General features: G+C 64.2%; 19 protein-coding genes and 1 riboswitch. Of the genes, 8 read left to right on the top strand and 11 right to left on the bottom strand.

What is annotated here, in order from left to right; all coding sequences use genetic code 11:
- Positions 1-34: 34 nt before the first annotated feature.
- From NMB38_RS02075 to NMB38_RS02060, 4 genes are all read right to left on the bottom strand, one after another.
- A complete protein-coding gene (locus NMB38_RS02075) occupies positions 35-643 on the bottom strand; it encodes a YqiA/YcfP family alpha/beta fold hydrolase (RefSeq protein WP_027913971.1) in 609 nt (202 codons plus the stop codon).
- Between the two features lie 294 nt (positions 644-937).
- Complete coding sequence (gene cpdA, locus NMB38_RS02070) at positions 938-1,657, bottom strand: 3',5'-cyclic-AMP phosphodiesterase (RefSeq protein WP_232097643.1); 720 nt, start codon at positions 1,655-1,657, stop codon at positions 938-940.
- A gap of 93 nt (positions 1,658-1,750) precedes the next feature.
- Positions 1,751-2,239, bottom strand: coding sequence for a DUF1249 domain-containing protein (locus NMB38_RS02065; RefSeq protein WP_219858223.1), 489 nt, complete (start codon positions 2,237-2,239; stop codon positions 1,751-1,753).
- Positions 2,194-2,811 (bottom strand): NUDIX domain-containing protein, encoded by a 618-nt coding sequence (locus NMB38_RS02060; protein WP_023532940.1) that lies wholly within the window; start codon positions 2,809-2,811, stop codon positions 2,194-2,196. The genes NMB38_RS02065 and NMB38_RS02060 overlap by 46 nt, the downstream gene beginning before the upstream one ends.
- A gap of 185 nt (positions 2,812-2,996) precedes the next feature.
- On the opposite strand from NMB38_RS02060, the gene NMB38_RS02055 reads away from it, so the two are divergent.
- Positions 2,997-3,743, top strand: a complete 747-nt coding sequence (locus NMB38_RS02055; protein ID WP_345956526.1) for an RsiV family protein — start codon at positions 2,997-2,999, stop codon at positions 3,741-3,743.
- Here NMB38_RS02055 and cytX read toward each other — a convergent pair.
- Together cytX and thiC are read right to left on the bottom strand one after the other, a co-directional pair.
- Positions 3,712-4,995 (bottom strand): putative hydroxymethylpyrimidine transporter CytX, encoded by a 1,284-nt coding sequence (cytX, locus tag NMB38_RS02050; protein WP_027913975.1) that lies wholly within the window; start codon positions 4,993-4,995, stop codon positions 3,712-3,714. The genes NMB38_RS02055 and cytX overlap by 32 nt on opposite strands.
- Before the next feature lie 110 nt (positions 4,996-5,105).
- A complete protein-coding gene (thiC, locus tag NMB38_RS02045; RefSeq protein ID WP_027913976.1) occupies positions 5,106-6,986 on the bottom strand; it encodes a phosphomethylpyrimidine synthase ThiC in 1,881 nt (626 codons plus the stop codon).
- A gap of 154 nt (positions 6,987-7,140) precedes the next feature.
- A riboswitch (TPP riboswitch) is annotated at positions 7,141-7,247 on the bottom strand.
- Between the two features lie 159 nt (positions 7,248-7,406).
- Between thiC and NMB38_RS02040 the strand changes: the two genes are divergently transcribed.
- Positions 7,407-8,840, top strand: coding sequence for a TolC family outer membrane protein (locus tag NMB38_RS02040; RefSeq protein ID WP_023532888.1), 1,434 nt, complete (start codon positions 7,407-7,409; stop codon positions 8,838-8,840).
- A gap of 98 nt (positions 8,841-8,938) precedes the next feature.
- On the opposite strand, the gene waaA is transcribed toward NMB38_RS02040, so the two are convergent.
- Entirely contained in the window at positions 8,939-10,210 is a 1,272-nt protein-coding gene (gene waaA, locus NMB38_RS02035) for a lipid IV(A) 3-deoxy-D-manno-octulosonic acid transferase (protein WP_110606947.1), read from the bottom strand.
- Positions 10,211-10,221: 11 nt separating this feature from the next.
- On the bottom strand, positions 10,222-11,112 hold the full coding sequence (locus tag NMB38_RS02030; RefSeq protein WP_196128357.1) for a LysR family transcriptional regulator: 891 nt from the start codon (positions 11,110-11,112) through the stop codon (positions 10,222-10,224).
- 83 nt (positions 11,113-11,195) lie between these two features.
- Between NMB38_RS02030 and NMB38_RS02025 the strand changes: the two genes are divergently transcribed.
- The 4 genes from NMB38_RS02025 to NMB38_RS02010 all read left to right on the top strand — a co-directional run bounded on the left by NMB38_RS02025 (position 11,196) and on the right by NMB38_RS02010 (position 14,635).
- On the top strand, positions 11,196-11,528 hold the full coding sequence (locus NMB38_RS02025; RefSeq protein WP_027913979.1) for a DMT family transporter: 333 nt from the start codon (positions 11,196-11,198) through the stop codon (positions 11,526-11,528).
- 104 nt (positions 11,529-11,632) lie between these two features.
- Positions 11,633-12,808, top strand: coding sequence for an NAD(P)/FAD-dependent oxidoreductase (locus NMB38_RS02020; protein WP_027913980.1), 1,176 nt, complete (start codon positions 11,633-11,635; stop codon positions 12,806-12,808).
- The gene (locus tag NMB38_RS02015) at positions 12,805-13,617 is read left to right on the top strand and encodes an aldo/keto reductase (protein ID WP_027913981.1); all 813 of its coding nucleotides are present in this window, start codon (positions 12,805-12,807) and stop codon (positions 13,615-13,617) included. The genes NMB38_RS02020 and NMB38_RS02015 overlap by 4 nt, the downstream gene beginning before the upstream one ends.
- A 46-nt stretch (positions 13,618-13,663) precedes the next feature.
- On the top strand, positions 13,664-14,635 hold the full coding sequence (locus tag NMB38_RS02010; protein ID WP_027913982.1) for a hypothetical protein: 972 nt from the start codon (positions 13,664-13,666) through the stop codon (positions 14,633-14,635).
- A gap of 69 nt (positions 14,636-14,704) precedes the next feature.
- Here the strand turns inward: NMB38_RS02010 and hldE are convergent, their stop codons facing one another.
- Positions 14,705-16,126, bottom strand: a complete 1,422-nt coding sequence (gene hldE, locus NMB38_RS02005) for a bifunctional D-glycero-beta-D-manno-heptose-7-phosphate kinase/D-glycero-beta-D-manno-heptose 1-phosphate adenylyltransferase HldE (RefSeq protein WP_027913983.1) — start codon at positions 16,124-16,126, stop codon at positions 14,705-14,707.
- A gap of 129 nt (positions 16,127-16,255) precedes the next feature.
- On the bottom strand, positions 16,256-18,061 hold the full coding sequence (gene msbA / locus NMB38_RS02000) for a lipid A export permease/ATP-binding protein MsbA (protein ID WP_027913984.1): 1,806 nt from the start codon (positions 18,059-18,061) through the stop codon (positions 16,256-16,258).
- 147 nt (positions 18,062-18,208) lie between these two features.
- Here msbA and NMB38_RS01995 point away from each other — a divergent pair, with 147 nt between their 5' ends.
- The gene (locus NMB38_RS01995) at positions 18,209-20,065 is read left to right on the top strand and encodes an O-antigen ligase family protein (protein WP_345956521.1); all 1,857 of its coding nucleotides are present in this window, start codon (positions 18,209-18,211) and stop codon (positions 20,063-20,065) included.
- 1 nt (position 20,066) lies between these two features.
- Entirely contained in the window at positions 20,067-21,275 is a 1,209-nt protein-coding gene (locus NMB38_RS01990; protein WP_027913986.1) for an acyltransferase family protein, read from the top strand.
- On the opposite strand, the gene NMB38_RS01985 is transcribed toward NMB38_RS01990, so the two are convergent.
- On the bottom strand, positions 21,252-21,890 hold the full coding sequence (locus NMB38_RS01985) for a CatB-related O-acetyltransferase (RefSeq protein ID WP_028687915.1): 639 nt from the start codon (positions 21,888-21,890) through the stop codon (positions 21,252-21,254). The two genes, NMB38_RS01990 and NMB38_RS01985, sit on opposite strands and share 24 nt — an antisense overlap.
- Positions 21,891-21,894 lie beyond the last annotated feature (4 nt).

Below are 21,894 nucleotides of genomic sequence, written 5' to 3'. Positions count from 1 at the left end.
GGGTCTCGTCGTCAGTCTGGTGAATGCAAAAAAATCAAAATACAGAAAAATCGAGTGCAGCGTACTGCGTCGGGGCAACACCGGCGAAGGCCAGCAGGGCCGGCAGGCGCTCGGCGAAGCCTTGAAAACTGTGGTCCCCACCGGCCTGGATACGCAGCGCGCAGTGGCGGTAGTACCGCTCGGCATGGCGATAGTCCAGGGTTTCGTCACCGGTCTGCAACCATACCTGGTAGCGGCTTGGGTCCGCAGGAGGCGGGACCTCCAGCTCGGCCAGCGCCTGGACGTGGTCGAGGGTCAACTCCCACGCCTGGCCTGTGTGATGGTTGTGCTGGGTACCCAGATAGCCGTCGAACGAGCGGTGCGGCCCTACGGCGGGATTGATCAGCAAGGCCTTGAGGCCATGGCGTTCGGCCAGGTAGGTGGCATAGTAGCCGCCCAGTGAGCTGCCCACCAGCAACGGCGCGTCCAGTTCGGCGATGCAGCCTTCAAGCTGCTCGATGGCCTGGCGGGGGTGGTGATGCAGCGCTGGCAGGCGCAGCCGGTCGATCAGCCCGAGGTGCTGCATGACGGCCTGAAGCTGCCTGGCCTTGGCTGACAACGGCGAACTGTTGAAGCCGTGTATATAAAGGATGGAACCCGACATGCTGCTCCCCGAAAGCTGTAGCGTTGCGCCTGTAGGCAGGCGCAGGGACGCGCAGTGTATCGCGTTCGCAAGGTTTTGGCGCCGCGCCGGTTTTTCTGAAACACATTCCCCGACGGGCAGGGTGAAGAGTCACTGAGAGGAGTCGCAGCTTTGGTGTAAGCGGCGGGATGGGCGTCTGACCGGCATCTACACGGCAATGCGCTGGCTTGCTGATACGGCACCAGACAGTTGGGCCCACAAGCCCATGAGCCCGTCAGCTCAGGCACCACACGGTCTATGGAGCGGCCTCGCGGTTCAATACCCGGGGCTATCGAAATCGAGCCTGACCTCGAAATCCAGCGCTCGCTCCACCCCCGTGTCCACCGTCCCATCAGCATGCAGGCGGATCCAGCGGTAGCCAGGATGCTGCTGACTCACCTCGAAATCCTCACTGCCTGGCGCGAACTGAATGCAGGTCGAAGGCGTGGCCAGCAGCCGCAGGTCGCCGCGCCATTGATCCCATTCCTGATGCACGTGCCCCCACAACAGCGCGCGCACCTGGGGATGACGATCGAGCACGGCGAACAGCGCATCGGCGTTGCGCAGGCCGATGGGGGCGATCCATGCGCAGCCGATGTCGACCGGTTGATGGTGCAGGCACACCAGGCAATGGCGCTCCCCTGCCGTGCGTAAGGCCGCCTCCAGCACACTGAGCTGGGCGTCCTGCAGCCAACCATGGGCCGCCCCTGGCACTGCCGTGTCGAGCATGACGATGCGCCAGACCCCGATGTCGGTAACTGGCTGCACCAACTCGGGCGCCACCTGCGCCATCACCTGCGCTTCGTCATGGTTGCCCGGTAGCCAGCGCGCCGGCGCGGCAAAGCCTGCGGTCAATTGCTCAAAGGCTGCGTAGGACGCAACGCTGGCGTCCTGGGACAGGTCCCCCGTGCACACCAGCAGGTGCGTGTCGTGCTGCTCGCGCAACGCCTGCTGCACCACATGGCGCAGGCTGTCGCGGGTATTGAGGCCCAGCATGCTGCCCTCGGGGCTGGCGAACAGATGGGCGTCGGTCAGGTGCACCACGTTAACGGTGCCGGCAGGGTTCGAGTGCGGCAAGGCCGTCTCCTTTCAGCGAGCGCTTACCAGTTCGTGGCCGCAGGCCAGGCAGTGGGAAAGCCATTCACCCAGGAACAGGTTCAGCTGGGCTTTCTCGTCCGGCTGATGCATGGCGGCGTTGGGGTAAGGATAGATGCTACGCAAGCGCCGGGCGTGCTCAGCACTCACCACTTCGGCCATGCGGGCATCGTGGTACACCTGCACCTCCATGACCGGGACCGGCAGCCAGGGCAGACTGTGCTCCTGGCGTATGCGCAGCGTGGTGGTATAGGGGCAGGCCAGGACCACGTCGAGCACCAGCACGCCCAGCATCTGGTCGCCCTGGGTCATGCCGATGCTGCGCGAACTCTGGGTGGTGCGCATGTCCGGGAGCAGGCGCATCAGCCGGGCATAGTTGGCCTCGCAGGCGGCCTGCAACCCGGCCAGGTCGACCCGGTAGCGCTCGCGCAACAGGTTCACTTCCACATACCTCGAACTTCGTCGCGGTTCAGGGCAAGCCATTGCAAGCCGATGATGGTCGCGGCATTACAGATGCGCCCGTCGCGTACCGCCTGCAAGGCATCCTCGAACGACCACACGCGCACCCGGATGTCCTCGCCTTCGGACTCCAGCCCGTGCAGGCCGCCGGCACCCTCGGCGCTGCAGCGGCCCAGGAACAGGTGGACGTATTCGTCACTGCCGCCTGGCGAAGGAAAATAGCGCGTCATCGGCCACAGCGCGCTGAAGGTCAGGCCGGCCTCTTCCTCGGCCTCGCGGTGCGCCACCTCTTCAGGTTGCTCGTCCTTGTCGATCAGCCCGGCGACCATCTCGATCAACCAGGGGTTGGCGACCTTGTCCAGGGCACCCACACGAAACTGCTCGATCAGGACCACTTCATCGCGCTGCGGGTCGTACGGCAGAACGCACACCGCGTCATGGCGCACGAACAGCTCACGGCTGATTTCCCGACCCATTCCACCGGCGAACAGCTCATGGCGAAGGTGGAGCTTGTCGAGCCTATAAAAACCCTGGAAGCACTTGTCCCGCTTGACGATCTCGACCGCCTGGGGCACTGAATTCAACGTATCCGACATGAAAATCCTCGTTGCATCGCTGCTGCATCGCGCCATCCTACTCTGCACGCTGGCACGTTTCACCCCCCGGCGACAACCGTTGGCGTACATGGCACAGCAGGCCCGGTCTCTGTTAGCTTAGTGGCGAACTGAAGGCCATGCCGACGGTCAAAGGCCGACTTTTCCCTGTTCTTGCAAGGATCATCATGACACTTGTCAAACTGACATCCATCGCTGTGCTGGCCTTGGCGCTGGGCGCATGCCAGAGCCTGTTCGCCCCCAACTACCGAGCGCCGCTCGAGGTCAAGCGCGAAGCCTGGGAACACGTCAAGCCAGGCTGCAGCGAGCGTGATTGCCCGTTGGTGAATATTGACACCGTGCATTTCCCGGCGTTGCCCAAGCTCGACGGCATTGTCGAAAAGGGTCTGCTGCAACTGACCGAGGACAACCAGCACGGGGCGGCACCGACAACGCTGCAAGCCTACGAACAGCACTACCTGTCCAACGCCGAGAAGCGCAACAGCAGCTACCTGCAGGCCAAAGTACGCGAACAGCATGACGGGCTGGTGATCATCGAGCTGTCCAGCTACCTGGATACCGGTGGCGCCCATGGCATGCCAGGTCGTGCGTTCATCAACTATTCACGCAAGCTGGACAAGGTCCTGACCCTGAAGGACATGCTGGTCCCCGGCCAGGAAGAAACGTTCTGGAAGACGGTGGAGGAATCACACCGGGCCTGGCTGATGAGTGTCGGCATGGACAAGGATGCCGAGTTCATCAAAACCTGGCCATTCAAGCGCTCGCCGCATATCGCTCTGACCTACGGCGCGGTGGTGGTGAAGTACGAGGTGTACGCCATCGCGCCGTATTCCATGGGCCATGTGGAGCTGAAAATTCCCTACCCACGCCTCAATGGCGTGATCAAGCCCGAACTGTTCCCCGGCCGCGGCTGAAGTTCAATACGCCATACAACACACCTGCCAGCACCAACGCCGGCAGGGTCGCGCCCAGGTCCGGCGCCTGGGCGGCGATGATGTGATACGCCGCCACGCCTGCCGCCCATGCCAGCAATGCCGGCCAGTGCAGCGCCCCCACATGGGCTGGAATGCTGCGACGGCGAACCCAGTAATGGTCCGTCAGCACCACACCGAACAGTGGGGCGAACACCGAGCCGATCAGTAGCAGGAAGTTTTCGTACTGGGCAAGCGGTGCCAACAGGGCGATCAGGGTGCACAGCACGCCGATGGCCAGGGCCAGGTGTTCAACCTTCACGCGTGCCAGCACGCCGGCGGAGACCGCCGCCGAATGAATGTCGGCGAAGGCTTTTTCCGATTCGTCGAGCAGAATCAGTAGCAACGGAATACCCATGCCCGCCCCAGCGAGCGCCAGCAGCAGGGCATTGACTTCGCCTTGCGCCGCGAAGGCCAGGGTATAGGCCACCCCCAGGCTCATCAACCAGGTGTTGCCGATGAAATACCCCACCACCGTGCTGCCGAACACCTGCCTGCCGTCGCGGGCAAAACGCGAATAGTCGGCAATCAGCGGCAGCCAGGACAGGGGCATGGCGATGACGATGTCAAAGCCCACGGCCAGCGACATCGACCCATCCCCGCCGCGCTGCCACAACATCGCCAGGTCGGCCTTGGCGAACAGGTTCCAGGTCAGCCAGACACAGGCGCCCAGCAGCAGCCAGATGCCCCAGGCCCGCAGGATCTTGCGCACGAAAGCCAACGGTCCACTGACCGCCAGCACGGTGGCCAGCGCGCCAAAACACAGCGTCCATAGCACCGGGCTGTTCCAGATGCTGCCCTCACCGAAGGCTCGCGCACCCAACAGGCTGGCGGCATCGCGCATCACGATGATCTCGAAGGCGCCCCAGCCTATCAGCTGCAATACGTTGAGCAGCGCTGGCAAGCGCGCACCCTGCGCCCCTAGGCTGAGCTTGAGCGTACCCATGGCGGACAAACCGGTGTCGCTGCCGATCACACCGGCAGCACCCAGCAACAGCACACCGACCCCGGTGCCCAGGACGATGGCCAGGATGGCCCCAGACAGGCCAAGGCCCGGCGCCAGCATGGCACCGACTTGCAGCACCATCAGGCCAATGCCTAGGGAAAACCACAGTGAAAACAGGTCGCGGCCACCGAATACGCGCTGGCCGTTGGGAATGGGATGATCAGGGGAAAATTGACTGGACGTGGTCATGCTTGCTCGCACTCGGCAATGTGATTGTTGGGGTGGGCGCAAGGCAGGCCGCTAACCAGGTCCCTGCTTCGCGGCCTGAGTGGCGCCCACCTTGGCCCAAAGGCTGGGCCTCAGACCTTGTGGTACAGCTGGCTGCCGGCCTGGCGGAAGCGCTCGGCCTGCTCGCGCATGCCCTGCTCCACCGAGACGTCCACGGTTTCGATCCGGGCAGCGTATTCACGCACCTCCTGGGTGATCTTCATGGAGCAGAACTTCGGCCCGCACATGGAGCAGAAATGCGCCACCTTGGCCGACTCCTTGGGCAGGGTCTCATCATGGAAGGCACGCGCCGTGTCGGGGTCCAGCCCCAGGTTGAACTGGTCTTCCCAGCGAAACTCGAAGCGCGCCTTCGACAGCGCGTTGTCGCGAATCTGGGCCCCTGGGTGACCTTTGGCCAGGTCGGCTGCATGGGCCGCAATCTTGTAGGTGATGATGCCGGTCTTGACGTCGTCCTTGTCGGGCAGCCCCAGGTGTTCCTTGGGCGTGACATAGCAGAGCATGGCGCAGCCGAACCAGCCGATCATGGCCGCTCCGATGCCGGAAGTGATGTGGTCGTAGCCAGGGGCGATGTCGGTGGTCAGCGGGCCCAAGGTGTAGAACGGCGCTTCGTCACAGCATTCGAGCTGCTTGTCCATGTTCTCCTTGATCAACTGCATCGGCACATGGCCGGGGCCTTCGATCATGCACTGCACATCGTGCTTCCAGGCAATCTTGGTCAGCTCGCCCAGGGTTTCCAGCTCGCCAAACTGCGCCGCATCGTTGGCATCGGCGATCGAGCCCGGGCGCAGGCCATCGCCCAGCGAGAAGCTGACGTCGTAGGCCTTCATGATTTCGCAGATTTCATCGAAGTGGGTGTACAGGAAGTTCTCCTGGTGATGCGCCAGGCACCACTTGGCCATGATCGAACCACCCCGGCTGACGATGCCGGTGACGCGCTTGGCGGTCAGCGGTACATAGCGCAGCAGCACCCCGGCATGGATGGTGAAATAATCCACGCCCTGCTCGGCTTGTTCGATCAGCGTGTCGCGAAACAGCTCCCAGGTCAGGTCCTCGGCCACGCCACCGACCTTTTCCAATGCCTGGTAGATGGGCACGGTGCCGATGGGCACGGGGGAGTTGCGAATGATCCATTCGCGGGTTTCATGGATGTGCTTGCCGGTGGACAAGTCCATGACGGTGTCCGAACCCCACCGAATGCCCCAAGTGAGCTTGGCCACCTCTTCTTCGATGGACGAACCCAGCGCACTGTTGCCGATGTTGCCGTTGATCTTCACCAGGAAGTTGCGGCCGATGATCATCGGCTCCAGCTCGGTGTGGTTGATGTTGGCCGGAATGATGGCGCGGCCACGGGCCACTTCCTCGCGCACGAACTCGGGGGTGATTTCCTTGGGAATGCTGGCGCCGAAGCTGTGACCGGCATGCTGCGTATCGAGCAAGCCTGCCGCCCGGGCCTCCTGCAGCTTCATGTTCTCGCGGATGGCCACGTATTCCATCTCGGCGGTGATGATGCCCTGGCGGGCGTAGTGCATCTGCGACACATTGGCGCCTGGCTTGGCACGACGCGGGTTGCGCACATGGGCGAAGCGCAGCTTGGCCAGCTCGGCGTCGTTCAGGCGCTGCTGGCCGAAGTGGGAGCTCAGGCCGTTCAGGCGCTCGGTGTCACCGCGTGCATCGATCCAGGCCGAACGCACGTCGGCCAGGCCCTTGCGCACGTCGATCAACACCTCTGGGTCGGTGTAGGGGCCGGAAGTGTCGTAGACCAGCACGGGCGCATTACGCTCGCCCCCGAAATCGGTGGGCGTGTCGGCCAGGCTGATCGCGCGCATCGGTACGCGAATATCCGGACGCGAGCCCTGGACATAGACCTTGCGCGAGCGCGGAAACGGCTGCACGGACTGCTGATCGACTTGCGCCGATTCGCTGAGGTTCATCGCTTTTTCTTGTTGGGTCATCACAGGCTCTCCAGACGGCTTCCTAGCAGTGGAATGTCGGGGTGAACCTGAAGGACGCGGACGCACTCCTAGACGGGTGCGGTGCCAAAGACGGGGTGTCATGGGCTGCAAACAGCCGATGCTTTCCCGGACCTGGCACAAGAGGCTCCCCGGGAAGGCGAGCAATCTTGTTCCCTACGCAGGCGCTAACCTGATCAGGTTCAACGGGATCCGCACCTATGCGATCTCAGCCTTTGCTTCAAGGCACCCCGACAAGAACATGCGCAGTCTAGACTGGAGTTGCCGGCAAAGCCAAGCGAGCAATCCCGGGAATGATCAACGGCATCAGGGTGATTGTTGCCCGGAGCGCGTGGCACTACACTGCGTCATCAAGCAAAACTCAACAGTTCAGTAATTACATTTCGTACAAGGATTGCCCCTATGCTGCGCAAACTCTCACTGGCCCTGGCCGTGTCTTGTGCGTCCCATACGATGGCCTGGGCGGCGGACGTACCGGCAACGGTGAAAACCGATCTGGTGAGCGTTTACCAGGAAGCGGTAGAGAACAACGCCGACCTGGCAGCCGCCCGCGCCGACTACGGCGCGCGCCGCGAAATCGTGCCCCAGGCCCGTGCCGGCTTGCTGCCCAACCTGTCGGCCGGTGCCGAGATGCAAAGCACCCGCACCAAGCTCGACGAGCCGTCGATCACATCCAACCGCAGCGGCAATGCCTGGAGCGCGACCCTGGCCCAGCCCATCTTCCGCGCTGACCGCTGGTTCCAGTTGCAAGCGGCCGAGGCCGTCAACGAACAGGCCGCGCTGGAGCTGTCTGCCACCGAGCAGAACCTGATCCTGCAGACTGCGCAAAGCTACTTTGCGGTGCTGCGTGCGCAGGACAACCTGGCGGCCAGCAAGGCCGAGGAAGCGGCCCTCAAGCGTCAGCTCGACCAGTCCAACGAACGTTTCGACGTGGGGCTTTCGGACAAGACCGACGTGCTGCAGTCCCAGGCCAGCTATGACACGGCCCGCGCCAACCGCATCATCGCCGACCGTCAGGTGCAGGATGCTTTCCAGGCGTTGGTCACCCTGACCAATCGGGAGTACACCGCTATCCAGGGTGTGGTCCACAGCCTGCCGGTGCAGGTGCCCGTGCCCAACGACGCCAAGGCCTGGGTCGAAACCGCCGGCCGGCAGAACCTCAACCTGTTGGCGACCAACTACGCGGTGTCCGCGGCGGAAGAAACGTTGCGTCAGCGCAAGGCCGGTCACGCCCCGACCGTCGATGCCGTGGCCAAATACCAGAAGGGTGACAACGACAACCTGGGCTTCAGCAATCCATCGCCGCTGGGTGTTCGCTATGGTGGCGACGTGGAGCAGACCACCGTTGGCCTGCAGTTGAACATTCCCATCTACAGCGGCGGGCTGACCAGTTCACAGGTACGCGAAGCCTACCAGCGCCTCAGCCAGAGCGAACAGCAGCGCGAAAGCCTGCGCCGTCAGGTGGTGGAGAACACCCGCAACCTGCACCGTGCGGTGAACACCGACGTCGAACAGGTACAGGCGCGCAAGCAGTCGATCATCTCCAACCAGAGCGCGCTCGAGGCTACCGAAATCGGCTACCAGGTGGGCACCCGCAACATCGTCGATGTGCTCGACGCCCAGCGCCAGCTGTACACCTCGGTGCGCGACTACAACAACAGCCGGTACGCCTACATCCTCGACAACCTGAGCCTGAAACAGGCGGCCGGCACGCTGAGCCCGCAAGACTTGCAGGACCTCAAGCGCTACCTGAAACCCGACTACAACCCGGACAAGGATTTCCTGCCACCGGACCTGGCGGCAGCGGCGGCGAAGAATTTCGAGCGTAAGCCCTGAGGACGGGCAGCCTCATCTGGGGGAGCCGGCTTGCCGGCGATGGGCCGCAAAGCGGCCCTGATCACGCCAACCGCAACCATCGCCCCGACAGTGAGCGCTCAGGGCATCAGCCTTCCCAACCCCTTCAGCAAGCGCTGCAGCGCCCCTTGGTTGGCCCTCATCACCGCCCTACCCGCCTCACCCATGCGCCGGGCATCTTGCGGTAATTCGACCAGCCGTTGCACGGCACCGGCCAACCCCTGAGCGTCATCGACCTGCTGCAACGCACCCGCCTCGCGCAGCATGGCGCTGATTTCGAGGAAGTTGAACACGTGCGGCCCCATGAGCACCGGTAGCGCCAGGGCTGCCGGTTCCAACGGGTTGTGCCCGCCGGTCGGCACCAGGCTGCCACCGACGAACGCCATGTCGGCCAGGGCATACAAGAACAGCAATTCACCCATGGTGTCGCCCAGCAGCACCTGGGTCTGGGCAAGCACCGGTAGCCCGGTAGAGCGACGCACCGTGGCAAACTGCTGACTGCAGATGGCATGAACCGCGTCAAAGCGCTCCGGATGCCGGGGCACCAGGATCAGCAACGCATCCCCATGCACCTGCAGCAACTGCTGGTGTGCCTGGAGGATCAGGGCATCTTCGCCGTCGTGTGTGCTGGCGGCAATCCACACCGGGCGCGAAGTGGCGGCCCATTGCTGGCGCAAAGCCTGGGCGCGCGGCACCAGCTGCTCATCGATCTTCAGGTCGAACTTGATGGAGCCGGTGACCTGCACGCAGGCAGCACGCGCGCCGAGTGCCAGAAAGCGCTGCGCCTCCACCTCGGTCTGCGCGGCAATCAGGCTCATTTCGGCCAGCATGGGCCGGGTCAGCCTGGCAAACCGCCCGTAGCCACGGGCCGAGCGTTCGGACAGGCGCGCATTGGCCAGCGCCACGGGAATACCGCGCCTGGCGCATTGATGGATGTGATTGGGCCAGAGTTCGGTTTCCATGATCACGCCCAGCCTTGGCTGCACATGGTCGAGAAAGCGCCCCGCCGCCCACGGCAGGTCGTATGGCAAGTAGCAATGCTGGACCCGCGGCTCATCGGCGAACAGGGCGCCAATGCGCTCCGAACCGGTGGGCGTCATGCACGTCAGTGTGATCGGCAGCTCAGGGTAGGCCTTGAGCAGTGCGCGCACCATGGGGGCAGCTGCGATGCTTTCGCCTACGGAAACCGCATGGACCCATATGCCGCCCTTGCGCATCGTCGGCAGCTTGATGGCAAAGCGCTCGTCGATACGGCGCCCGTAGGCAGGCGCCTTGCGCGCGCGTAGGTACAGGCGAAGTGCAAGCAGTGGCAGGGCAAGGTGAAACAGCAAGGTGTAGAGAGTTCTGTTCATGGCGGCGAAGTTTACCCGATCGCACGCAAATGCACTGCAAAACGCTCGGCCAGCCACTGCGCGGCCGGGCCCAATGGCTCGTCCCGACGCCAGGCCAGCTCCACCACCAGCGCCGGTGGCCGCCAGTCGCTGGCCAGCTCCACCATGTGCGCCTGATAGGTGGGGTACTGCACCACATGCCGCGGCAGCCAGGCCCAGCCCAGCCCGCGCATCAGCAGTTCGGCCATGGCATAGAAGCTGTCGGCCCGCCACACCTGTGGGCTGATCGCCTCACCCCCCGGGTAACCGCTCTGCTGGGGGGTGATCAGCAGCTGGCGATGGCGTGCCAGTTGCTGTCGGTCCGCCCGGCCGGCCTGCGCCAAGGGGTGGCCGACGGCGCAGACCGTGACCATTTCCACGCTACCCAAGGCCCGCCGTTCCAGCGACGCCGGTATGCGCTCATGGTGAAAGAACAACCCCAGGTCGGCACGCCGCTCCACCAGCTTGCGTGCGACGTCGCCCTGCGCGCCGCTGGCCAGTTGAACTTCCAGAAAGGGGTAACGGGTTGCCAACTCATCCAGGCTGTCGATGACAGGCTGATACGGCATCGCCTCATCCTGCGCCACCCGCAGCAGTGCTTCCTGGCCACGCATCAACGCCAAGGCCCGCCCATCCAGACGCTCGCACTGGCGCAGCAGCTCGCGGGCATCGGCAAGCAGCGCTTCGCCGTTTGCGGTGAGCTTCGGCTGGCGCCCACTGCTGCGTTCGAACAGGGTGACCCCAAGGTCCGTTTCGAGCAGGGCGATGGCGTTGCTGACCGCTGATTGAGCCTTGTGCTGTTCGCGCGCAACGGCAGAAAACGAACGCAGCTCAGCCACGCGCATGAACGTGCGCAACTGATCCAGACTCCATTGCTCGGCCATTCACCTATCTCCTTACCAGATAGGTAATGACTTTACCGCATTCGAGTACGGCCTAGAATGCGCCCATCCACTGGAGAACCGCCATGAATGCCTACACCTACCTCGCGATTGCCATCTGCGCCGAAGTCGTCGCCACCGCCTCCATGAAGGCTGTCAAAGGCCTTAGCACCCCATTGCCTCTGCTGCTGATGGTGGCGGGCTACGCCATCGCGTTCTGGATGCTGACGCTGGTGGTGCGCAGCATCCCGGTGGGCATCGCCTACGCGATCTGGTCGGGGCTGGGTATCGTGCTGATCAGCGTGGCGGCACTGGTGCTCTATGGGCAGAAACTGGACATCCCGGCGATGCTCGGCATGGCGATGATCGTCGGCGGCGTGGTGGTGATTCAGCTGTTCTCCAAGACCACGGGGCACTGAGCCGGGCCGTGGCAGCAGCGTCAGGATGCGTGGCGCACGCCAGCCCGTGCATCCGACCCTGAGCCTGTATACTTGCCAGCTGTCCCAGTTTTCGAGGTATCGCCATGCCATCTGCCATTTCCACTGACGTGCTGATCGTCGGCGCCGGGGTCGCAGGCCTCTGGCTCAATGCCCGCTTGCGCCGCCTGGGTTATTCGACAGTGCTGGTGGAGCGCGCCACGGTAGGCGGCGCACAGACGCTCAAGTCCCAGGGCATCATCCATGGCGGCACCAAGTACGCGCTGCATGGGGCGCTGACCGGCGCCTCGGAGGCGATTGCCGACATGCCGCGCCGCTGGCGCGAAGCCTTGGCGGGCAACGGCGAACTGGACCTGCGCCATACGCGCCTGCTGTCCGATGCGCACTACCTGTGGTCTCCAGGCACCCTGGCCGGCAATCTCACCAGCTTCTTCGCCAGCAAGGCGGTGCGCGGCCGGGTGGATCAGGTCAAAGGCGACCAATTGCCTGCGGCGTTGCAGGACCGTGCCTTCAAGGGCAAGGTCTATCGGTTGGCCGAACTGGTGATCGACGTGCCCAGCCTGCTGACCAACCTGGCCGAACTGGCCGGTGACAGCCTCCTGGCGGGCGAACGCATCGAGCCGCTGCGCGACGAGGGCGAGCTGGTGGGCCTGCGTGTGGACGGGCGTGACATCCGCGCCCAGCGCATCGTGCTCAGCGCGGGCGCCGGCATCGCGGACCTGTTGCAGGCACTGGGGCTCGAGCAGCCCGCCATGCAAACCCGCCCCCTGCACATGGTGATGGTCAAGGGAGCCAACCTCAAGCCACTTTATGCCCATTGCCTGGGCGCAGGCCCCAAGCCGCGGATGACGGTCACCACCCACCCGGCCGCCGACGGACAGTGGGTGTGGTACCTGGGCGGCGAACTGGCCGAAGCCGATGGCGTGGCCCGCGAGCCGGCCGCGCAGATCGCCGCCGCGCAGAAAGAAGTGGCCAGCCTGCTGCCCTGGGTGGATCAAAGCCAGTTGCACTGGGCCACGTTGCGAGTGGACCGTGCCGAGCCTGCCCAGTCCGGCCTGGTGCGCCCGGACAATGCGTTTCTTGCCGAACAGCAACGGCTGCTGGTGGGCTGGCCTACCAAGCTGGCCCTGGCACCTGACTTCAGCGACCGGGTTATCCGCCAGTTGCAACGCGACGCCGTGCAACCTCAGGCCCAGGCCGACCTGACCGACTTGCCGCGCCCGCCGCTGGGCCAGCCTGCATGGGAGACCCTCCTGCCATGAGCTTGCCAACTCTCCACGGTTTGCACCGCCCCCTGGGCAGCACGGGCTTGCAGGTTTCGCCCCTGGGGCTGGGCACGGTCAAGCTTGGCCGGGACCAGGGCGTGAAATACCCTTCAGGCTTCACCATCCCCGGCGACGATGAAGCCAGGCTGCTGCTTGGCCAGGCCCGCGACCTGGGCATCAACCTGCTAGATACCGCTCCGGCCTATGGCCGCAGTGAAGAGCGCCTTGGCCCGCTGCTGCGGGGTCAGCGCGATGCCTGGGTGCTGGTGAGCAAGGTGGGCGAGGAATACGACGCCGGTCAATCGCGTTTCGATTTCAGCGCGGCCCACACGCGCCGATCGGTGGAGCGCAGCCTGCGCCGGCTGGAAACCGACCGCATCGACCTGGTGCTGGTGCACTCCGACGGTAATGACCTGGCCATCCTCGAGCAGCAGGCGGTGTATGAGACCTTGGCCACGCTCAAGCGTGAAGGCAAGATCCTGGGCTTCGGGTTTTCAGGCAAGACTGTAGCCGGAGGCTTGAAGGCCTTGGAGCAAGGCGACTGCGCCATGGTCACCTTCAACCTGAACGAACAGGCAGAGCGCCCGGTACTCGACTACGCTGCGCAGCACGGCAAGGCCATCCTGGTCAAAAAGGCCCTGGCCAGCGGCCATGCCTGCCTGGCACCCGGCGTCGACCCGGTCCGTGCCAGCTTCGAGCTGCTCTTCGCCCACCCTGGCGTCAGCAGTGCTATCGTGGGCACCATCAACCCGTTGCACCTGGCCCATAACGTGGCCACCGTCGCCCGAATCCTGGGCCAGCATTGAGTCTGCCTGGCCACGCGCCGGGCGAGCCGTCGCAAGGAGGAGCAACGTGGCGCGAACGCTGATACGCAAGAACCCGAGCAACTTCAAGACGCTGCCGCTGCATGTCGAGGCCACGGCCGAAAGCCTTCTCTACCAGGGCACTGGCATGCCCCTCAATTTCGCCCAGACCCAACAACGTCGCAAACCGGTGGCGGTGGCAGATCCCCAGCGGTTCGTGGTCGAGCTTGCCAACTTGGGTGTGTCGGTGCGCCTGACGCTGAGCTGGCAGAACCGCGACTACTGGGTGCTGGTGCGTCAACGGCGCCAAGACCGCGGCGACGTGGTGCTAAAGCTGATCTCAGGTTACGTGCCCGCTCAGGAACTGAACCTGCCATTGCACACCGCCGTGCAGGAAGTAGCCGAGGAATGCCTGCTGGAAACCACAGAGGGCTGGCTGGGCGGCCGCTTCAACGACACCTGGCTACCTGTGCCCTATGCGGCAGCCTTGCACTACCGAGAAACGCCGCATTTTCAACTGACCCCGCAGTCCGGTGCCGCCCGCCCGGTCCACTGCGGCAACCTGGTCCTGCTGGAGCGGCCCCGTGCCTACGTGCACCTGCCGACCGCTTCGCTGCAACTGATCTACGACATGCGCCTGCAAGTGCCCAGGGAGGCCAAGAAGCTCAGCCTGTTCCATGTGGATGAACGTCTTGAGGGCGACCAGTTGGTGGCGCGGCTGAACCGCAAGCGCCCGGACCTGTACCTGATGCCGCTACAGGACGGCCAACCCCTGGCCGAGCTGTATACCCTGAAGAAAGACGAACTGGTGCCGGCCAGCACACGGGGGTTGTACCTGGCCGAAAGCTTCGCCCGGCAGGAGGGCTGGGTGGTCAACGAGGAACGGATACGCTGGAAGGATTGGGTGCGTCAACAAGGCCTGGTTGAACCCAAGCCTGCCCGAGCCTCCCACCTGCAACGGTTCGGTGCCAAGGCCCGAGCGCTGCTCAAGCGGGCGCGTACCTCGCTGCACAAGCCCTGAGCGAAGCGGGCATGCAGCGCGCCGCCGCTGGCGCCGCCGCAACAAGGGCTGCCACGCAGCCCTGCCCTGTCAGTGCTTGCGGATCTTCTCGACGATGGCAGTGGTGGAGCTGTTTTCGACCAACCCCAGCACTTTCACGGTGCCGCCATAGGCGTTGACGATGTCGGCGCCAACCACTTGATCGATGCCGTAGTCGCCGCCTTTGACCAGCACATCCGGCTTGACCTGGCTCAGCAGGTTTTCTGGGGTGCCTTCGGAGAAACTGATCACCCAGTCCACTGCGCCCAAGCCTGCCAACACGGCCATGCGGCGATCGACGCTGTTGATCGGCCGGCCCGGGCCCTTCAACCGGCTGACCGATGCATCGTCGTTGACCGCCACGATCAGGCGATCGCCTTGAGCGCGCGCCTGCTCCAGGTAGGTCACGTGGCCCGCATGCAGAATGTCGAAGCAGCCATTGGTGAACACGATACGCTCGTTGTGTGCCCTGGCATCGTCGATCGCTACCAGCAATTGCTCAAGGCCCAGCACCCCGCGCTCGGACCCTTCTTCGCGCTGGATGGCGCGGCGCAGTTCCGGCGCGCTGATCGCCGCAGTACCAAGCTTGCCGACGACAATACCCGCCGCCAGGTTGGCCAGGGCCACTGCCTGGGGCAGCTCTTCACCGGCGGCAATGGCGGCGGCAAGGGTGGAGATCACCGTATCGCCTGCGCCGGTCACATCGAACACTTCACGTGCACGGGCTGGCAGGTGCAGGGGCGGATGACCATTGCGCAGCAAGGTCATGCCGTGCTCGCCACGGGTCACCAGCAAGGCGCCCATGTCCAGCTCCTGGAGCAGCTGCAAACCTTTGGCAACCAGCTCCGCCTCGTCGGTACAACGCCCAACGATGTTCTCGAACTCGCTGAGGTTGGGGGTAATCAGGCTGGCCCCGCGATAGACGGAGAAATCCTTGCCCTTGGGGTCGGCCAGCACCGGGATGCCCTTGGCCCGTGCGGCCTGGATCAGCGCCTGGTGGTTTTTCAGCGCGCCCTTGCCGTAGTCCGACAGCACCAGGACCTTGACGCCTTCGAGCAAACCGTCGACTTCTGCGCTGAGCGACACCGGGTCGGTGGCGAAGGATTCTTCGAAATCGATGCGCAGCAGCTGCTGGTGCCGGCTCATGACCCGCAGCTTGACGATGGTCGGCTGATGCGCAATGCGCTGGAAGACCGAACGCACGCCTGCCGCCTGCAGGCTGTTGGAAAGGCTGTCGGCAGCTTCGTCCTGCCCGGTGACGCCCACCAGGGACGCCGGCGCGCCCAGTGCGGCGATGTTCAAGGCCACGTTGGCCGCACCGCCTGGGCGATCCTCGATCTGATCGACCTTGACCACCGGCACTGGCGCTTCCGGCGAAATACGCGACGTACCGCCATGCCAGTAGCGGTCGAGCATGACATCGCCGACCACCAGTACCGGGGCTTGATCGAAACGCGGCATGGACAACTTCATGGGCAACCCATATGACAATAGTGAACAGGGACGGGATATTAGCACAGCGCGGCTGGCGGCTTTAGGGCCAGTTCGCGCTGAGGAGTACCCCGAAACAGAAGGGGCACCGAGGCCCCTTGGCAGGTAGGATCAGGTGATGTCGGCCTTGGCCGGCTCATCCAGGCCCATGGCATGCAGGCGCGCATAGTAACCGTTGGCGGCCAGCAGCTCGGCATGGGTGCCCCGCTCCACCAGACGGCCCTGATCCATGACCAGGATCTGGTCGGCCTTCTCGATGGTCGACAGGCGATGCGCGATCACCAGCGTGGTGCGCCCCTGCATCACGCGGTCCAGCGCAGCCTGGATGTGCCGCTCGGACTCGGTATCCAGGGCCGAGGTCGCTTCGTCCAGGATCAGCAGTGGCGAGTTCTTCAACAGCGCGCGGGCGATGGCCAGGCGTTGGCGCTGGCCACCGGAGAGCAACACCCCGTTTTCGCCGATCTGGGTATCGAAACCTTTGGGCAGCTGATCGACGAAATCCTTGGCGAAGGCTGCCTCAGCCGCCGCTTCGATGTCGGCACGCGGCGCCCCGGCCAGGTCACCGTAGGCAATGTTGTTGGCGATGGTGTCGCTGAACAAGGTCACATGCTGGTTGACCTGGGCGATGTGTCGACGCAGGTTGAGCAACTTGAAGTCTTCGATTTCCACGCCATCGAGCAGTATCTCGCCGCTGCTGTGGTGGTAGAAGCGTGGAATCAGGCCGGCCAGGGTGGACTTGCCGCTGCCGGAGCGGCCCACCAGCGCGACCATCTGCCCAGGCTCGACGGTGAAGTTGATGTCGCTCAGCACCTGGCGATCGGTACCGGGGTAGGTGAAGCTGAGGTTGCGCACTTCCAGGCGCCCGCTGACCGCATCGCGCTCGACGGTACCGGTGTCCACTTCTCGCTGCTCGTCGAGCTGCTCGAAGATGCTCTCGGCACCGGCCACGCCCTTCTGGATGGTCGAGCTCACTTCCGAAAGCTGGCGAATCGGCTTGGGCAGCAGGCCGGCCAGGGTGATGTAGGCCACCATGTCGCCTGCCGAGGCATCGCCACGAAGGTACAGCACCAGGAACATCAGCACGGCCATGGCAACGTAGATCACCAGTTGCAGCAGGGGCGTGTAGATGGCGCTGGTACGGGTCATGCGCAGCTGCTTGTCGGTGTTGCTCTGGCTGGCCTTGAGGAAGCGCTGGCGCTCGTAGGCCTCGCCGCCGAAGCTGCGCACCACGCGGTAGCCCTGAATGGTCTCGGACGCCACGTGGGTGACGTCGCCCATGGCAACCTGGATCTTCTTGCTCTGTTTGCGGAATTTCTTGCTGGCACGGCCCACCATGAAGGCGATCAGCGGCAGGATGGCCAGCATCACCAGCGTCAGGCGCCAGTTCATCAACAGCAGCGAGCCGAACAGGAACACCACCGTCATGCCTTCGCGAATGACCACCTTGATGGCGTCGGTAGCCGCCCCAGTGACCATGGTCACGTTGAAGGTGATGCGCGAAATCAGGTGCCCGGAGTTGTTCTGGTCGAAGTAGCGGTTGGGCAGGCTCAGCAGGTTGTTGAACAGCTGCACCCGCAGGTCGTGAACCAGGCCCAGCGAGACCTTGGCCAGGAAGTAGTTGCCCAGGAACGAACCCAGGCCTTGCCAGGCGGCGATGATGATGATCAGCGCCGGCACCGTGTGCAGCAGGTTCAGGTCGCGCAGGTGCGGGACGTTGGGAAACAGCGAGGCATCCGGGTTGGACAGGCCGTCGACGAAATACTTGAGGATGTAACCCAGCATTGGCTGGGTCGAAGCAAAGATCAGAAAGCCCAGGATACTCAGCAGGAACACGCCGATGTAGGGTCGGACATAGCCAAGTAGACGGAAATAGATCTTCATGCTCGATGGGCTCTGAGAGCCGTTGGCGTCTGTCATATCACGGAACATGCTGAAAATGGGGTGCTGACTTTACCACACGTTGGCAGCGACGTCGGACCACTCGGCCCCCGCCGCTTACCAGCAGCAATGCGCGCAAAGCTGGGGTAACATTGCCCGTTCTTTCGACCTGGGCCCTCTTTCTCCATGTTCCCAAGCAGCCTACACAACGCCGGCAACCGCTTTTTCGATTTCGTGTGCCTGTGGCTGCTGCCGGCCGGCATGCTGGCGCTGCTCGGTGCCCTGTTCTTCCTGCCCGAACGCAGCCTGCACCACAAGCTGTACTACGGCCTTTTCAGCATCCCGACCCTGCTGGCGCTATGTGTCCGGCCTCGTGAACTGAAAACCCTGTTTCGTGAACCGTTGCTGTGGCTGTTCGTGGCCTTCGCCGGCTACGCCATCCTCAGCCTGAGCTGGTCACCCTCGGCGGCGCAGGCGGACAACCTGATCAAGCGGCCCCTGCACACCCTGATGCTGTTCCTGGGCACCGGGCTGATGCTGCGTTACCGGCCCGAGGCGCTCAAGGGCCTTTTCCTGGGGGCTGCGCTACTGGCGCTGCTGGCCACGCTGCGGGACCTGACCACGTTCATGCTCACCTACACGCCAGGCAGCCGGCTGATCGGCGCAGGCGCTCTGGATAACCCGCTGCTCAGCTCGCACTTGTACGGTTTCTTCGGGACCTACTGGCTGTGGATGGCGGTCAACGGCAAGCGGGCGCTGACCGTGTCGCTGTGCATGGCGGCCTTTGCGGTCATGTTCGCCGCGGTGGTGGCCACCGGTTCCCGCACGCCCCTGGTGGCCATGACCCTGGCGGTGAACTGGATCGCCCTGCTGTGCCTGGACCGTCGTTCGATCCCCCTGTTCCTGGCCGCTCCGCTGTTCATCGCCGCAGTACTGGTGGTGGACCCGCAGTTGATCATGGCGCGCGGCGACTCGTACCGTTTCGATATCTGGCGCATTACCTGGGACCTGTTCCTCCAGCACCCGCTGATTGGCCACGGCTACGACGCGCCCTTGTCCATCGATGTCGGCGTGGGCTACCTGCTGAGCGAGCCCCACAGTTTCGTCATGGGCGTGCTGTATTACGTGGGCATCCTGGGCTTGCTGCCGTGGCTGGGCATGATCCTCTACGCGCTTTACAGCGGCTGGACGTACCGCACCCACCCTGCCCTGCAGATGGCCTCGGCACTGCTGGTGTTCGGCATTGGTGCGGGCCTGACCGAGGGCGGCGGTATCCTGTCGCGGCCCAAGGAGCACTGGTTCCTGCTGTGGATTCCGCTGGCACTGGTCGCCGGGCTGAACATCGCCCGCCGGGGCGGCAGGCTGGTGGCGGCCAACCGCGCTCGCTTGAGCGAGGCGCAGGCCAGGCAGCTGCATGAGGGTGCCCGCATCATCGAAGAGGACGGGCTTGGGCCCAAGGTCCTGCTCCTGCAAGATGGCAGCTTCCTGAAGTTGTTCCGCCCGCGCGCCTGGTACACCGCCGGCGCCTTCTACCCCTACGCGCGCCGCTTTGCCAGAAACAGCCAGCAACTGGCACTCGAAGGCATTCCCACGCCCCCCGTCGTGGAACTGCTGAACTACGCCGATGGCACCCAGGGGGTGCGCTACATCCCCCTGGCAGGCCAGACCGTGCGCCAGGCGCTGCAGGCCTGCCCCTCGCTGGCAGCACGCAAGGCCCTGGTGCAGCGGCTGGGGCGGTTCATGGGTCAGTTGCACCAGCAAGGCGTCTACTTCCGGTCCTTGCACCTGGGCAACGTACTGCTGATGGACAACGGCGAATTTGGCCTGATCGACCTTGCCGACATGCGCCTGCTGCCTTCGCCACTGTCGGCAGACCTGCGCCAGCGCAACCTGCGCCACATGCAGCGCTACGCCGAAGACAAGCAGTGGCTGTTCGAGGAAAACGTCCAGGCCCTGCTGGAGGGCTACAGTGCAGCGGCCAGCCAGACCATGAGCCACGCCCTGCGCCAGAAGCTCGAACTGGCCCCTGGAGCGGATCGCTGACATGGGCTACCTCGCGCCGCTGCTCAGTTTCCTGGTGTTCGGCCTGGCCCTGTTGCTGGCAGGGCTGCTGCTGCGCAGCCCTTGGGTGGCGCGCCATCTGGAGCCGGTGGCGGGGCGCTGGGCCACCCTCGATGGCTTGAGGGGCTACCTGGCACTGGGGGTCTTCATCCACCATGCCGCCATTGCCTGGCATTACCAGCACACTGGCCAGATCAACATGCCACCGGAGCGCTTCTTTGCCCAGATCGGGCAAGCGAGCGTCGCCCTGTTCTTCATGATCACCGGGTTTCTGTTCTGGAGCAGGCTGGTTCGCCAGGGCCGCGCCTTCGATTGGCGGGCCTTTGCCATTTCCCGGGTCATGCGCCTGTACCCCCTGTATTTCGGCCTGCTGGCTGCGGTGCTTGTGACGGTGTTCTATCTGCAAGGCTGGGAGCTGCTGGATACGCCGACCGCGCTGGCACAACAGCTTTCAGCCTGGCTGCTGTTCCACCGTCCCGACATCAACCAGTTGGCCGGCACCGGCAACCTGATCTCGAACGTGACCTGGACCCTGAACTACGAAATCTACTTCTACCTGGCCTTGCCGTTGCTGGGCCTGATGTTCGTCTACCGCGGTACGCTCTTGAGGGCCATTGCCTGCGTGGTCGCCCTGTACCTGCTGGCAAAGCTCGTGGGCTGGGAACATGCGCTGAAGAAGAAATACCTGATGAGCTTTGCAGGCGGCATTGCGGCGGTGTACTGGGTACGCAGCCCGAGGCTGGTGCAATGGGCCAAGGGCAGGTACGGCACCTGGATGGCCATCGGCTTGCTGGTGCTGGTGATGACAGTGCTGCACAAGACCTTCGCGGTATTCCCGCTGCTGCTGCTGAGCCTCGTGTTCTGCATCATCGTCTCGGGCAACGACCTGCTGGGCGCCCTGGCCCTGCGCAGTGCCCGCTGGCTGGGTGAAATCAGTTACAGCCTCTACCTGCTCCATGGGCTGGTGCTGTGGTGGCTCGCCTATCGCCTCTACCCCTCTTACGGGTTCACCTACGACGACCACGGGGCATTCATGGCCGTGATCGCCATCGCCTGCACCGTCCTGGTGGTCTTGAGCAGCGCCACGTTCCTCATACTGGAAAAGCCGGGGATCGCCCTGGGCAAGCGCCTGGCCCAGCGCCGGCAGACCAAGCCTGACAACCTGAAGTCAGGTTCGACCCGCCAGGCCTGAGGCGCGCTGCTCGGCATAGGCGAGAAACGCCTGGATATCATCGCTGCACAGCTTGCCCACCACGTGGGCAATCTCGGCAGGTGGCCAGTCCCACCAGGCGCTGGCCAGCAGTTGCACGCGTACCGCTTCCGGGAATCGCCAGCGCACGACGCTGGCCGGGTTGCCGCCGACCACCGCGTAAGCGGGTACATCCCGCGTCACCACGGCCCCAGCGGCCACGATGGCGCCACTGCCAATGTTCACCCCCGACAGGATCGTGCAGTTGGAGCACAGCCACACGTCGTTGCCGATGGTCACATCCCCGCGGCTGAAGGCATAGCCCTCTATGACCGATGCCTCGGGCAGCATGGCCGGGAATGGGTAAGTGGTGACCCAGTCGGCCCGATGATGCCCGCCAAGGAAAATCTGCACGCCTTCGGCAATCGAGCAATAGGCGCCGATGCGCAGCGTCGTGCCCTCTTGCCAGTCATGCACCTCGGGCACGCCATAGCTGCCCACGCCGAAAGCGTACTGGGGGTAACGCGCGGCAAATCGCGCCTGCCCGCGCTCGATGGCCGGCAGCTTGCGAATCGCCCGCTTGGCCCGTTTTTCCCGGTAGCGCGATAGCCAGCCCATGGCC

This window comes from Pseudomonas sp. FBCC-B35, from assembly GCF_059133755.1.
The sequence above is the reverse complement of the archived record's forward strand: the minus strand, read 5'-3'. Positions and strand labels throughout refer to the sequence as shown.

Bases quoted from the DNA above. Each gene is read 5' to 3' on its own strand.
- cytX (WP_027913975.1), bottom strand. From the start codon at position 4,995: ATGACCACGTCCAGTCAATTTTCCCCTGATCATCCCATTCCCAACGGC.
- NMB38_RS02055 (WP_345956526.1), top strand. From the start codon at position 2,997: ATGACACTTGTCAAACTGACATCCATCGCTGTGCTGGCCTTGGCGCTG.
- NMB38_RS01990 (WP_027913986.1), top strand. From the start codon at position 20,067: ATGGGCTACCTCGCGCCGCTGCTCAGTTTCCTGGTGTTCGGCCTGGCC.
- NMB38_RS02060 (WP_023532940.1), bottom strand. From the start codon at position 2,811: ATGTCGGATACGTTGAATTCAGTGCCCCAGGCGGTCGAGATCGTCAAG.
- NMB38_RS02025 (WP_027913979.1), top strand. From the start codon at position 11,196: ATGAATGCCTACACCTACCTCGCGATTGCCATCTGCGCCGAAGTCGTC.
- hldE (WP_027913983.1), bottom strand. From the start codon at position 16,126: ATGAAGTTGTCCATGCCGCGTTTCGATCAAGCCCCGGTACTGGTGGTC.
- NMB38_RS02065 (WP_219858223.1), bottom strand. From the start codon at position 2,239: ATGGCTTGCCCTGAACCGCGACGAAGTTCGAGGTATGTGGAAGTGAAC.
- NMB38_RS01985 (WP_028687915.1), bottom strand. From the start codon at position 21,890: ATGGGCTGGCTATCGCGCTACCGGGAAAAACGGGCCAAGCGGGCGATT.
- NMB38_RS02075 (WP_027913971.1), bottom strand. From the start codon at position 643: ATGTCGGGTTCCATCCTTTATATACACGGCTTCAACAGTTCGCCGTTG.
- thiC (WP_027913976.1), bottom strand. From the start codon at position 6,986: ATGACCCAACAAGAAAAAGCGATGAACCTCAGCGAATCGGCGCAAGTC.
- NMB38_RS01995 (WP_345956521.1), top strand. From the start codon at position 18,209: ATGTTCCCAAGCAGCCTACACAACGCCGGCAACCGCTTTTTCGATTTC.
- NMB38_RS02040 (WP_023532888.1), top strand. From the start codon at position 7,407: ATGCTGCGCAAACTCTCACTGGCCCTGGCCGTGTCTTGTGCGTCCCAT.
- NMB38_RS02030 (WP_196128357.1), bottom strand. From the start codon at position 11,112: ATGGCCGAGCAATGGAGTCTGGATCAGTTGCGCACGTTCATGCGCGTG.
- waaA (WP_110606947.1), bottom strand. From the start codon at position 10,210: ATGAACAGAACTCTCTACACCTTGCTGTTTCACCTTGCCCTGCCACTG.
- msbA (WP_027913984.1), bottom strand. From the start codon at position 18,061: ATGACAGACGCCAACGGCTCTCAGAGCCCATCGAGCATGAAGATCTAT.
- cpdA (WP_232097643.1), bottom strand. From the start codon at position 1,657: ATGCTGGGCCTCAATACCCGCGACAGCCTGCGCCATGTGGTGCAGCAG.
- NMB38_RS02015 (WP_027913981.1), top strand. From the start codon at position 12,805: ATGAGCTTGCCAACTCTCCACGGTTTGCACCGCCCCCTGGGCAGCACG.
- NMB38_RS02020 (WP_027913980.1), top strand. From the start codon at position 11,633: ATGCCATCTGCCATTTCCACTGACGTGCTGATCGTCGGCGCCGGGGTC.